Source organism: Bacillus sp. RC242, from assembly GCF_044908245.1.
Lineage (GTDB): Bacteria > Bacillota > Bacilli > Bacillales > Bacillaceae_G > Bacillus_A > Bacillus_A mycoides.
On record NZ_JBIYCZ010000004.1, the window covers coordinates 267,875 to 281,765 of the forward strand.

General features: G+C 36.3%; 10 protein-coding genes. 2 read left to right on the forward strand and 8 right to left on the reverse strand.

The features are described 5' to 3' along the window. Positions 1 to 103 precede the first annotated feature (103 nt). Together ABH957_RS10450 and ABH957_RS10455 are read right to left on the reverse strand one after the other, a co-directional pair. Positions 104 to 406 carry a DUF3910 family protein gene (locus ABH957_RS10450; protein ID WP_404491463.1) on the reverse strand — a complete coding sequence of 101 codons (303 nt, stop codon included), beginning with the start codon at positions 404 to 406 and terminating at the stop codon, positions 104 to 106. A gap of 85 nt (positions 407 to 491) precedes the next feature. Continuing rightward, positions 492 to 1,367: a cell wall-binding protein EntA gene (locus ABH957_RS10455; protein WP_404511163.1), complete on the reverse strand. Its 876-nt coding sequence runs from the start codon at positions 1,365 to 1,367 to the stop codon at positions 492 to 494. A gap of 677 nt (positions 1,368 to 2,044) precedes the next feature. On the opposite strand from ABH957_RS10455, the gene opuD reads away from it, so the two are divergent. After that, positions 2,045 to 3,559, forward strand: a complete 1,515-nt coding sequence (opuD, locus tag ABH957_RS10460) for a glycine betaine transporter OpuD (protein ID WP_404511165.1) — start codon at positions 2,045 to 2,047, stop codon at positions 3,557 to 3,559. Positions 3,560 to 3,810: 251 nt separating this feature from the next. Further along, positions 3,811 to 3,945 carry a hypothetical protein gene (locus ABH957_RS10465; RefSeq protein ID WP_000833065.1) on the forward strand — a complete coding sequence of 45 codons (135 nt, stop codon included), beginning with the start codon at positions 3,811 to 3,813 and terminating at the stop codon, positions 3,943 to 3,945. A gap of 219 nt (positions 3,946 to 4,164) precedes the next feature. Here ABH957_RS10465 and ABH957_RS10470 read toward each other — a convergent pair whose 3' ends face one another. From ABH957_RS10470 to ABH957_RS10495, 6 genes are all read right to left on the reverse strand, one after another. Continuing rightward, on the reverse strand, positions 4,165 to 5,466 hold the full coding sequence (locus tag ABH957_RS10470; RefSeq protein ID WP_000988776.1) for a glycosyltransferase family 2 protein: 1,302 nt from the start codon (positions 5,464 to 5,466) through the stop codon (positions 4,165 to 4,167). Continuing rightward, positions 5,463 to 6,218, reverse strand: a complete 756-nt coding sequence (locus ABH957_RS10475; protein ID WP_404511167.1) for a dGTP triphosphohydrolase — start codon at positions 6,216 to 6,218, stop codon at positions 5,463 to 5,465. The genes ABH957_RS10470 and ABH957_RS10475 overlap by 4 nt, the downstream gene beginning before the upstream one ends. A gap of 262 nt (positions 6,219 to 6,480) precedes the next feature. Then, the gene (locus ABH957_RS10480) at positions 6,481 to 7,692 is read right to left on the reverse strand and encodes a NupC/NupG family nucleoside CNT transporter (protein WP_002184643.1); all 1,212 of its coding nucleotides are present in this window, start codon (positions 7,690 to 7,692) and stop codon (positions 6,481 to 6,483) included. A gap of 365 nt (positions 7,693 to 8,057) precedes the next feature. Beyond that, complete coding sequence (locus tag ABH957_RS10485) at positions 8,058 to 9,758, reverse strand: C40 family peptidase (protein ID WP_002192265.1); 1,701 nt, start codon at positions 9,756 to 9,758, stop codon at positions 8,058 to 8,060. Between the two features lie 210 nt (positions 9,759 to 9,968). Continuing rightward, complete coding sequence (locus tag ABH957_RS10490; RefSeq protein ID WP_404511169.1) at positions 9,969 to 10,853, reverse strand: D-amino-acid transaminase; 885 nt, start codon at positions 10,851 to 10,853, stop codon at positions 9,969 to 9,971. Positions 10,854 to 11,426: 573 nt separating this feature from the next. Then, on the reverse strand, positions 11,427 to 13,355 hold the full coding sequence (locus ABH957_RS10495; protein WP_002089649.1) for an LTA synthase family protein: 1,929 nt from the start codon (positions 13,353 to 13,355) through the stop codon (positions 11,427 to 11,429). Positions 13,356 to 13,891 lie beyond the last annotated feature (536 nt).

Consider the following 13,891-nt stretch of genomic DNA (forward strand, 5'->3'; position numbering starts at 1 on the left):
ATTATAAACAAAAAATGCTCAAAACAGAAAAAATGAAATTTGGATTACAAAAAAGGATGTTGCCTAGTTGAACTTTCCTACTAGGTAGCATCCTTTTTGGGAATTAAGAGCGTGATTCTTGTAATACCGCTTTTACATATGGATCATGTAATATTTGTTTTATAATTGGTAACATGTTTTGCTCGAATGGAATATCAATAGGGAATGGCTTTTGAGAGCCTGGTTTTATTCCGTATTGTACGAGTTTGTAATGTGTATTTTCTTCAGACTTGAGCACAATTAATTTATAGCGATTGTCATCACTTGCGAGTGAGAAGTCAATTGCGATAGCATCATATGTTATATCATCTTTATATATGTACGGTTTTGGTGTACCGACCCAGTCTACCTTAGCTTGTAAATTCATGGACGTCACCTCCTTATATGTATTATATAAAAAATAAAAGCCAGCTCTCAATAAAGAGAACCGGCTGTAACTTAGCAGTCATTGGTTATTTTAAAATTTTCACTTTAACAGTTTTGCGTCCCCATTTGTTAGCAGCGCTATCTGATCCAAGTAGAATGTCGATACGGTTACCTTTAATTGCACCGCCAGTATCACCAGCGATCGCTTCTCCATAACCTTCTACCCATACTTTAGATCCTAATGGGATTACTTTCGGGTCAACAGCGATCATTTTCATGTTTGGGTTCGCTGTTAGGTCATGACCCATTGCAGTTAATACACGGCCGCCGTATGTGCCACCGTTTTCGCTCGGATGAGCTGTATATGCTGTAGCTACAACTGTTAACTCACGACCATTAGAAGGTTCGCTAGTTTCAGCAGCTTTCACAGCAGGCTTAGCAGCTGTTTTTACTGGTGCAGGTGCTTGAGCCTTAGCTGCTGCTACAGTTTTAGCAGGAGCAGGTTGTTCTTGTTTCTCGATAACAGGTGCTGTACCTGTTAAGAAAGGAACGTGAACATAAGCCGTTTTCCCGTTATATTCAAATTGTAACCACTCATTTTGTACTTGGTTCGTTGTTTCGATCATATCGTCTTTCTTAAGCGTTCCAAGAATTTCTGAGTTTGTGTTCGCTTCAGCACGTACATTTAATACGTTAGCTGTTACATAGTAAGAGTTCTTTGTAAACTCTGCACTTACGAATGCGTCTTTACCATCTAATTTGATTTGTGACCATCCGTTTTCTGTATTTAGAACATCTAATTTATGACCATTCTGTAATTTACCGACAACTTTTGATTCAGTAGTAGGGTTTTCTCGTACGTTTAGTACGTCTGTTGTTACAACAGTTTCTGCATTAGCAGATGCGGTGAAAATCCCAAGACCAAAAACTGCTGCTGTTGCTATTCCAATTAATTTTTTCATGATAGCCTCCATTGCGTTTGTTTTCGTGTCCTCATTATAGCAACAGATTTTTTCGGATTTTGGGAAAACACACAATTACAAACCATTCGTAATAAGTCGTTAACACTTTGTAATATAGCTTGAATGAAAGGAAAGCGTTTTTCATTCCATATAATTAGTAGGTTTCTAGTTATATTCAAAATATTTAATACAACATATTTTTTTCGGTGTAAATAAAAATATTACAGAGGTGTTACATAATGATTACTATACAGTTACATTCCTTGAGTATTTTACCGTTTTATGGGTAATATAGTTATATAAACATAAACATCTCGTTTGTGAAGTTATAAACACGCGCTATATACTAGCAAAAAACCGCATAATTGTTACAAGAAGAAAGGGTTGTAAAGAATAAATCTGCCCTTTTTTAAAACTGTAACACATCCTTTTTTGGGAAAATCTCTTCCCATCCGCATTTTTCTCACACAATTTGACAGTAGTATTCCAATCTTGTAGCTCTTGCAGAGTGGAAAGGTTGTACGGAAGGTAAGGCTGTCCATAAGAACTCTAATTGGTGAAGGCAAACTTGAGAGAGCCGAAAGAAAATCACCACAAAAAACTATGGTTTTCTATCCGATTTAACATATCGGAATTTATGATTTTTACAAGAAATGAAACATACGAAGGGGGATTTGATGAGGAAACTGACGAAAACATTTATTGTCTCATTAACATTATGTATTGCATTTACACTTTGGGGGATTATTCCCGAATCTATTATTGGAAAAGGTAGCTTAGGAAATGTAACGACTGTAATTCAAGCTGCGTTAGTTAGTAAGTTTGGATGGTTCTATATTATTTCCGTTTCTATTTTCTTAGGAATTGCTATTTTCTTAATTGTTTCTAAGTATGGTTCGATTCGTTTAGGTAAAGATGATGATGAACCTGATTATAGTTATATGACATGGTTTGCTATGTTATTTAGTGCCGGCATGGGAATCGGTTTGGTTTTCTGGGGCGTTGCAGAACCGTTGAATCATTTATACACACCTCCGTTTGGAGAGGGTGCGACTGAAGAGAGTGCACGTCTTGCACTTCGTTTCTCATTTTTCCATTGGGGATTACATCCGTGGGGATTATATGCACTTGTAGCATTATGTATTGCGTATTTTACATTTAGAAAAGGAAGAGCGAGTACAATTAGTGCGACAGTGGGTCCACTATTTAAAGGCGGTGAACATGGCCGTATTGCACATACGTTTGATGTTCTAGCTGTATTTGCGACAGTATTTGGTGTGGCAACATCATTAGGACTTGGGGCGAAGCAAATTGCAGGTGGTGTTAGTTATTTAACATCCATTCCGAACTCATTACCGACACAGCTAGTAATCATAGGAATTGTAACTGTTCTTTATATGTTATCTGCACAAACGGGACTCGATAAAGGAATTAAATATTTAAGTAATGCGAATATTATTTTAGCGTTTGCACTTATGATAATTGTATTATTTGCAGGTCCAACAAACTTTATTATGAATTATTTCACTTCAACAATCGGTTCATACATTCAAGAATTGCCAAGTATGAGTTTCCGTTTAAGTCCATTAAATGAAGGCGGAAATCAATGGATTCAGTCATGGACAATTTTCTACTGGGCATGGTGGATTGCATGGTCACCATTCGTAGGTACGTTTATTGCTCGTGTGTCACGCGGGCGTACAATTCGTGAATTTGTTGTTGGTGTGTTACTCGTACCAACAGTAATTGGTGCGCTTTGGTTCTCTGTTTTCGGAGGAACAGGTATTCACATGGAGCTATTTGATGATGCAAATATATATGGACAAATTAAAGAAATGGGCACAGAAGTAGGATTGTTTGCTATGTTAGACCAAATGGGTAGTATGGGACCGGCTTTATGTGTGTTAGCCATTTTACTTATTTCAACATTCTTTATTACATCGGCAGACTCTGCTACGTTTGTTCTAGCGATGTTAACGACACATGGTAGCTTAAACCCACCAAATCGTATTAAAATGGTTTGGGGTATTGTTCTAGCGGCGTTAGCTTCGATCTTATTGTATGTCGGAGGATTAGAGGCGCTGCAAACTGCGTCGATTATTGCGGCCTTCCCGTTCGTATTTGTTATTTTCTTTATGATTGCAGCACTATTTAAAGAGTTGCAAAAAGAAGGACGTATGAAACAACATTAATAATAGAAGGAAAGGGGCTGATTTTATATCAGCTCCTTTTTAATGCACCTATTAGGAAAAGGGTGATATCAGCAGTTCGAAAAGGAAAATCGATATATTTCGACAATATTCGATATTATGCAAATTATGTTCATATTTTTGACAAAAATATGTCGGAAATGTGTTGTCACTTTTATGTATATGTGCTATATTATTTCCTGTAAGCGATTTCAAATATTTTTAAATCGCATTCAAGGGGGACATCTAGAATAATGAAACGTTACGAAAGAAAGTGGAAGCATATTTGTTTGAAACGTGTGGCACATCGCAATGTCCAAGAAAGCACGGAACCTAAGACTGAAACGCGCAAAGAGCAGCAAGAAAAGCAACTGGTTCTACAAAAATAGCAATCACTTTTTCGTATATAAATGAAGGTCGATCGTTCGTTGGGGGATGGACGTGAAATTACTTTCAGCTAAGGGGTATTGTCTGATATATAGTATTACGGTAAAAAATAAGCACAGAGCTTACGGCGCTCTGTGCTTATTTTTTATTCCGTAAAAGCCCGATTGATGAGGGCTAATAATCAGTGGGAAATGAATAACCCCACTGATTAAAGTTTCACTTTATTTTTCCTTTTTAAATCGTACTGTTTTATCCCAGCCAATTACTTGTTTCTTGCTCTTTGCACGTAAGTAAAGAATGAGACTGCGAATAAACAAATACGTAAAGAGCTGTGCGTACGTAAAGTACATAATGACGCTTATGAAAATGTTGGTTGGTGTAAAGGTTCGTTCGACGCTCTGGGCACTAAATAATTGAGAAACATATGTAATATATGCGACATACCACATAAATAGTAATGGAATGCTGTATTGAATTTGGAATATCCCGAGCAGTCCAATTACAAACCAAACGTTTGAAATGATTAAGAATAGCCAAAATACGACATATACTAAAACTTGCTGTAAGGAATGGACGAGTAGCTTTCCTTTAAAGAAGCTTAGCGAAGAAAACATTTTTTCTAAAATATATAAGTTTCCTTGAAGCCAACGTGTACGCTGTTTAATAAGAATTTTTAAATGTTCAGGTTCTTGTTCCCATGTAATCGATTCCGGGACGATTGGTAAGAGATAGCCTTTTTGGGTAATTCTCAATGTTAATTCGGCATCCTCTGCAATTGCATAAGGATCATAGCCGCCAAGTTCTTCTAATGCGGAACGACGAAGAAGCATGTTTGTTCCGGTCAGTGAGCCTGTTTGGAATAATAGCCAGCGTCCAGATTGCATAAGGAGCTGGAAAATTTGAAATTCTAATGAAATCATTCGTGTAAGCCAATTTCTCTTTTCATTTACTGTACGAACGTGTCCAACTGCTCCAACGGCATCCTGGATGGTTTCAGCATGTTCTACGAGCATTCGCAGTGCATGTGGTTCAGGTTGATTATCTGCATCGTAAACACAGAAGTATTCACCATCTGAAATGCTAAGACCGTAGTTTAATACACGCGATTTTCCTTTCGGTTCGCCAGGTGGTACACGAATGTGATGAATATGAGCATAAGCTTTGTCGAAATCATCGCCAATTTCAGGTGTTTCATCTTGAGAGTTATCGTTTAATAAATAAACGTTTAATTTGCCCGGGTATTCAATCTTTGCCATCGCTTCTAATGTATCTTTAATAACGACACCCTCATTATGGGCAGGTATTAAAATATCTACACTTGGATAATGTTCTAGCGTACGATCTTTTCGTTTACTATTTCGATGAATTAAGCCCGCGAGTGTTAAGAGAGAGTAGTAAACGAGTAGGCCTGAGAATAGAAAGGCAGTAAAAATAAGTACATATTTGATTGAAAATGTGATGCTAATCCAAAATACGAGTACGCAGAACAGAAGGAATAAAAGGAGTATAACGAGTGTCATCATAATAATGTCTGTCCTTTTGTGTTGATTTGTTCTCGTTTTATTTTAATATCTTGAATTGCTTCAGCGGCAAGCCATTGCTCCATTTTTGGATGTAGACGGTTCATTACAATATCAGCACCAGCTTCATTTGTGTTTTGTAATAAAATGACCAATGTATTGCTTTCATATTCAGCAGCAAGGTCAAAGTCAGTTCTTACTGTATCAACTAATAATGAAGCTACACGATCCATGACACTTTCCTTCGTATATTTACTAAAGGAAGTGAAATCAAAGAAAATAATCATGCCTGTTTCATTACGACGATCCATCGCAGTCCTTAATAATGCTTGTCGTCTTTCGAATTCTTGCCTTGTTAATAGTTTTGATTCTCCGATGTATTGCTCCAACACTCTCACTCGTTCAGTTAACTCTTTATTTTTAAGGATGACCTTTTTTAATAGGTGGGTTGAAATATAAACAATGAAGAAGTTAGCTGCCATTAGGAAGTGGGTAATGATATATTCCCATTGATCTGATGTACTCCATAAGTGAAGCCACGCTTCATAAAATAAATAGAATACTGAAATGATGGTTCCCAGTATAAAGAAAATAAATGCTGTTTTATCAGCTAAAAATAGGAATAGTACATTTATGATGACATATATAATTGTAAAAATGAGCGCGTGCTCATATTTCGTCACATGTACAGTAGTAAAATAAAATAAAATTTGTAAAATCCACATAGAAAGGACTTTATAGGATTTATCTTTCACGAAACTTTCCTCCTTAAAGATAATTCATGCAGGATATTTGTAGTATGCACAATTATTAATAAATGGACCGTGTAGCTGGAATTTTTTTTAAAGCGTGCGACATCAAATAGTATCCCTCTTGTGCAAGAAAAAATAAACAGACATACTAATTATCGTAACATATCATCTAGATATCTAGACATGTGGTGTTTAGTATATATGAAAATTATATTTATAGTATACAAAAAAGTCTCCTCTTTAAAAGAGGAGACTGTACATTAATTTATAGGAACATCATACCTGCAACTGCTGCATTTAAGAAGTTCGCTAGTGTACCAGCGATAACTGCTTTAATCCCTAATTGTGCAATTTGTTTACGGCGAGTAGGAGCTAATGTTCCTGTTACACCTAATTGAATTGCGATAGAAGAGAAGTTTGCAAAACCACAGATTGCGAATGTTAAAATCAGATTTGTTTTTGCAGAGAACTCTGCCATGTGAGGTCCTAAGTTTGCGTATGCAACGAATTCGTTGATTGCAAGTTTTTGACCGATAAAGCTTGCTGCTTGTATAGCTTCACCCGGTGAAACCCCGATTAAGATTGCAAATGGTGATAATAAGTAACCGAAGATTAAATCAAGGCTAAGTTTAATATGGAATAAAGACCCAACTAATCCTAATAGACCATTTAATAAAGCGATTAATGCGATGAAAGCCATTAACATTGCTGCTACGTTAATAACAAGTTGCATACCTTCAGATGCACCACGTGCAGCTGCATCGATAACGTTTGCGTCTTCACGTTCTGTAGAAAGTTCAACGTTGTTATCTACTTTTTCTGTTTCTGGCATAATTAGTTTCGCAATTAATAAACTTGATGGAGCTGCCATAATTGCTGCTGCTAATAAGTGCTCTAACGGAATACCCATTGCTGCATAGCCGACAAGAACTGATCCGGCAACAGCTGTCATACCGCTTACCATAATAGTGAAGAATTCACTATTTGTTAAGCGTGCTAAGTAAGGTTTAATTAAGATTGGAGCTTCAGTTTGTCCTAAAAATACAGTCGTTACTGAGTTTAAGCTTTCTGCTTTAGAAGTTCCAAGAAGTTTACTTAATGCACCACCAACGACGCTAACAAATTTCTGCATAATACCGAAATGATATAAGATTGCTACTAATGAACTAATAAATACGATTGGAAGTAGTGCTTGAATAAAGAATACAAATCCCCAAGGTCCTTTTGCGTTGACTAAATCCCCAGCAACGAACTTAATTCCCTCGTAAGAAAAATTAATTAATCCTTGAACGCCATCTGCAGCGTATTTTAAACCTGCTTTTCCGGCATCCCATCGTAATACGATAAATGAAAATGACATTTGTAATGCTAGCGCGATTAAAATTGTGCGCCAATTAATAGCTTTGCGGTTGGAAGATAATAAGAAAGCGATTGCTAATACTCCAATCACGCCGCCAATTCCCCATAAAACATTCATGCAGTGTATGCTCCTTCCTCATAGTAAAAAAGTGTATAAACCAGTTGTCTATACTTTTGCGAATATAACATCTTAAGTAACTTATCATAATGGACATCGGAGGTCAAACGTCTAACGAAAAGTTTAAATAAAAAGAAAATTCTTTGAAAAAACACATATAAAATGAATCGACATGAAATAGGTTATGTTTTTTGTTGAAATATATTCATTGTGATAACGTTTTGGACAATTTTTATAGAATATGGTGTACGAAATAGGAGAATGAACGCATAATTTTTTCGTGAGAAAGAGAATAAGAGGGATTCATATATTGAAACCTTAAAAAAAGAGGCTTCTAGTAAACTAGAAGCCTCTGAAACTATCACTTAAGGTGCTTTCGTATACCCTAAGAAATGGCTTTTCCAATAAGAGTTGCTTAATGAAGCGATTGCTACACCTTTATCTCCAGCTTGGATAAACGATCCACCTCCAAGGTAAATACCCATGTGAGAAGGACCAGCTTTATAAGTATTTTGGAAATAAATTAAGTCGCCTGGCTGTGGACTTGAAGTTTTTGGTAAGCTACTCCAATATCCTGCAACACTTTGGCGGCTAATGTTATGGCCAAATTTCTTAAATACGTGGTAGATGTAACCACTGCAGTCGACACCATTAGCAGAAGAACCGCCCCAAACGTATGGCACGCCTTGCATAGATTTCGCGTATGCAAGTATAGAAGAACTGTCACCGCTATTATTGCTTGTATTGTTATTGTTTTGATTTTCATTAGGCTTATTATCTACTGCGCCCCCAACTGGTGTTTTAGATAGGAAACGTGTTCCGATGTAACCAGTTTGACCATTGTAGTTAATTTTGCTCCATCCAGAGTTTTCAGAGATTACTTGAACCTTCTGTCCTTGTGGAAGTGCGCCTATGATTCTATAATTTGTACCTTCGCCGCTACGTACATTTAGTGCAGAAGCATTAATGTAGTAATCGCCAATTGCACCTTGGTTAGGTTGCTCAGGTTGTTCAGGAGTAGTAGTGCCACCTTTAACGAATTTTACGAATTCGCTGCTAACGTAGCCTGTTTTTCCCTGATAATTAACTTTAAACCAGCTACCTTCAGATCCAATTACGTTTAATTTCGTACCATTTAATACGCCACCAATTACGCTATGGTAAGTAGCAGGGCCCGTACGAACACGTAGTGATGTTGCGTTAACGACGTAAGTGCCACCAGTTTGAACAGTTACATTATTGTTTTGTTCCTGGTTGTTACCTTGCGTGGTGTTTTCGTTAGAACCGCCTTTTGTTACGTAGTCTTTGCTTAAGTAAGCTGTTTGTCCTGCATAATTGATTTTGAACCAATCTTGAACTTCGCCTACAACTTGTACTACTTGTCCTTTTTTCACAGAACCTATAGTTGTATGAGAAGTGCTAGGACCTGTACGAACGCGAAGGGAAGATACGTTTACTGTATAGTTTCCGCTTGCTGGTTTTACAGTATTATTCGTATTGTTGTTTGAAGAACCTGCATTAGAAGAAACACCAGATACGAATTCGCCACTTACATAGCCAACTTTTCCATTATGGTTGATTTTCACCCAACCATTTTCTTGACCAATTACGTTTAATGTTTGTCCTTCATATACACGTCCTGAAACAGAACTAGAAGTGTTAGGAGCGGTACGTACACGTAATACATCAGCAGTAACTTTATTGTTTCCACCTGTGCTTACATTGTTATTTGTTTTTTCCCCATTTTTTGATACAAATTCACCACTCACATAACCTGTTTTCCCATTATGGTTAATTTTGAACCAACCATTTTCTTCTCCAATTACGTTTAATGATTGACCGTTATAAACGCGAGAGATAATATCGTGAGAAGTGCTAGATCCTGCGCGAACATGTAGCACGCTAGCATTTACCGTATAAGATGAACTGTTTGATGCGGAAGCTTGGACAGTTTGTGTAGCAGCTTTTTGTGTGTTTTGTTCAGGGGCAGCTTGAACGCTATCAAGTATAGGTGCTGCTCCTCCTGCTACAGACACTGCCGCAAGACCGGCAAGGTATTTTTTCATAATTTGTCGATTCCTTTCTGTCTGTAATGTAGTGAAGAAATATTTACCAACTGTTAAAAATTCTAAAGAGCATGTCGATTACTGTCAAGACTTATGCGGGAATCTGAATATGACAAAAAGATTACAAGAAAAAATCAAGGTATAAATCTACACCTTGATTTTTATTTAAATACATATGTTGGATGTAGAGAGAATAGAAATTATTCGTGTTTAAGAAGATGACATGTTGGATTGTAACAAGCTTTGAAAAAAGGATTTTTGTAGCATTTTTGTGATAGGGCCAACTTGACCATCTTGAATTGCAGTTCCATCAAGGTGGGTCATCGGTAAAATTTCAATAGTCGTTCCCGTAAAGAAGCATTCATCTGCTTGATAAACATCGCGAACGCTGAAAAGCTCTTCCTTTACAGGAAGTTGAAGAGTGTTAGCTAAAGAAAGGACGTACTGACGAATAATGCCGTTTAAAATAAGGTGATTGGCTGGATGCGTATACAGTGTTCCGTTTTTTATAAGAAAGAAGTTAGAGTGGCTACCTTCAGTTACAATACCATTTCGTACGAGAAGTGCTTCTTTACAACCTTTGCGTTCAGCTTTCGTATAAGCTAATACATTTGGTAATAAATTTAACGATTTAATATCACAGCGGAGCCAGCGTGTATCAGGTTCTGATATAGCACGTACACCGTATTCAATCCATAAAGATGGTCTTTCTTTTTTTGAAATATAAGCATAGATTGTCGGAGATATGTCATATGAAAATGCATGTGCTCGAGCTTGTACACCACGAGATACTTGTAAGTAAATTGTTCCGTCTTCGTGGAAATTATTATTTTCAATTAATTTGTAGAGTAAGATGATGAGTTCGGCTTTTGAGAAAGGAAGTGATAATTCTATTTCTTCAAGGGATCGATATAATCTTGTTAAATGTGGGTCTAATAAGTGAAAGTTTCCGTTATAAAGGCGAATAACTTCATAGACGCCATCGCCAAATTGTAAACCTCTTTCTTCAATTTCTATGTACGCGCGATGTTTTGTTGTATCAATAACTGCATCATTCCATAGTACAAATCTTTCGTATGCCAATTTTCGTCCCATCCTTTCGTTAGTACATGAATAAAAATCACTATAGTAATTTTTATGTAAGCAATTCTATACATATGACGTATATGTATTTGTAAATCACAGAGAAGTAGTGGTGATTTATCCCGCATTAACTGCCCGTAAATGCCCGATTGGTGAGGGCGAATAATCAGTGTGGGATGAACAAAACCCCCACTGATGAAAGTTTCACTTTATAGCATTTTGTATATACAAATTCGGAAATGAGAAATAAGAATCCTGCTTTTTGAAAAAAAAAAGCAACATTCGTATGGAATGTTGCAAAAGGAGGATAGCTATCTTTCATAGGGAAATCGTCTTTAAAGGTTTCATTTATGCAAACAAAACACTTGGAAAGACAATTATAAGAAAGTTGAAAACAAATGATGAACATATTTCTTTAAGGGATCTTATTGAAGATGAGAGATAAGAAATATGTAGAACCTTGTTTACATATTTTATTATAAAAATGTTTCGTTAATGTGGTGTAAATATTAGGTGAAGGTTATGTAATTTTAAAGTTAATGTATAGAAGAATGTGTAGAGATGAAAATAAAAAAGAGGCTGAGGTTACTCAGCGCTCTTCTTTTCTTCTTTAATAACCGTTTTTACTTCACCAGTTTTGATCTTATTGCTTTCAGAGAAGCGAAGTAAGTCGCCTTCAATGATTTTGTCAGACATGTGCAATTCATTTTGTGCACGATCAATAAGTGGTTGAGCTTCTTCTTTCGGTAATTGTACAACTTCACCTGTGTTACGATCGTAGAATGTACTGTTTGTGTACATGTACTTATCTGTAATGAAGCTACCGTCACGAAGAACAACGAATCCTTTATTGTCTGGTGAGAATACATCATGACCGAATTGGATTTGATTCGAAGAATCTACACCAAGTAGGTTTAGAATTGTTGGTTTAATGTCAATTTCACCAGTTGGTTTTGAAATTGTTTTACCCTCTTTTTGACCTGGAACGTGAATAAACATCGGTGTTTTTTGTAAGTTCATATGGTCAAATGTAGTGATTTCTTCTTTTCCTAAGAACTGTGCCATTGCACGGTTATGATTCTCAGAAATACCATAATGGTCACCGTAGAATACGATAACAGAGTTGTCGTAAATACCTTCAGCTTTTAGACGCTCAATAAAGTGCTTCATTGCTTCGTCTAAGTAGCGAGCTGTTACCATATAGCGGTCAAATACTCCATCACCAGAATTGTACTCGTCGATTAATTTCGTACTGTCATCATAAGTGAATGGGTAATGGTTTGTTAAAGTAAGGAAGCGAGTATAGAACGGCTGCTTCACTTGTTTTAACATATCGATAGACTGATCGAAGTATTCGATATCCTTTAGTCCCCAGTTTAATTTTGTTTCTGGCGTAATCTTGTAGTCAAGTTCGTTGTAGTAACGATCATAACCAAGTGCCGGATACATAATATTACGGTTCCAGAATGTTGCGTTGTTTGCATGGAATACTGATGTGTGATACCCTTGCTCACGCAAAATTTCTGGAGTTGCTGTATATTCGTTGTTACCGTGTGTGAAGAATACAGCACCACGGTCTAGTGGATATAACGAAGTATCTACTAAGAATTCAGCATCAGATGTTTTACCTTGCCCAGTTTGATGGAAGAAGTTATCGAAGTAATAACTTTCTTTCGCAAATTGGTTTAGGAATGGTGTAACTTCTTGTCCATTAACTTGCGCACCAATTAAGAATGTTTGTAATGATTCAAGAGAGACAACAATTACGTTTTTCCCTTTTGCAGTACCATACATATTTGGATCTGGTTTACTTTGTGTTGTTTTCACATAGTTTTCTGCTTCTTGTAATTTACTACTATCAGCAAACGCTTTTTGTGAACTTGATTTTGCTTGTAGGCCAAGATCGTATGCTTGGTGTACATATAATCCTAAGTTTTTAACAAGCATAACGCGGTCGAATGAACGTGTTAATAGTTCTGGACGCTCAGCTTCTGCAAATCCTAGGTTTACGCAGAAAATAGCAACTGTTGACACGAAGTATAGGGAACGCATCGGACGTGCTACCCGCTCTGTCGGTGCAAAATCTTTCTTCTTCTTCAATAGAACGAAGAATACGATAATATCCGCAAATGCAAGGATGATTTTGAAGTTAAATAATTCTTTCACACTAGAACCTAAACTTCCGAAATTAGACGTTTGTCCTAGTACTGGTAAAGTAACGAAGTCATTGTAGAATCCGTAGAACATTACGTTACCAACAAGAATGAACGTTAAGATAAAGTTAATTCCTAGTGCTATATAGTTACGTTTTTTCCCTTTTGCAAATAATGCAAGACCCACAAACAGTAATGATGCTGCTAATGGACTAATGAATAAAATGAATTCTTGCATGAAAGATTCAAGTTTTAAATCGAAGCTAGTGCGTGTAATGATGTAGGATTTTAGCCATACGGCCAAAGCTACGAATAAAGTGAAACGCACATTTTGAAATTGTGATTTCATGGTTTCTTTCATTCATTTCCACCCTTTCTCTATCAGGCTTGGTCGATTTTGGAGCGAAAAATGCTAAAATAAAAAATACATAGTTTTCTTGGCCATAATTAGAGTTTCTATATTCACCCATATACGACTTTAACTATGCATACCCTTTTTGGTTTCTTGTGCTGCTCATAAGCATAACGTCATTTCTGTATTATACAACAAAATTCATTTCTGAGAAACACTATAACATTTTACATTTTTTGTATGTGATTTGTCACTACCAGAGAAAACTTTAACATTCGTTTATATGCCCGTCAACTAGAAAATATAACAAAAATAGAAAAGAATGTTAAGCGGAATTGAAAGTTTTTTGGTTGAGAAATATGGAATAGAAATCTTTAAGTGGTTGTCTAGAAAACTATTATATGAAGGAAAATATGAAAAAATTAACGAACACTTGTTCTTTTTGGTTTTGTTTGTTACAATGAAATTTCATTGATAGATTATGTGTAATTTTGATGAACTTTTACTGATAACATAACATATTGTAGCTTATTTCTTTTGAAAAT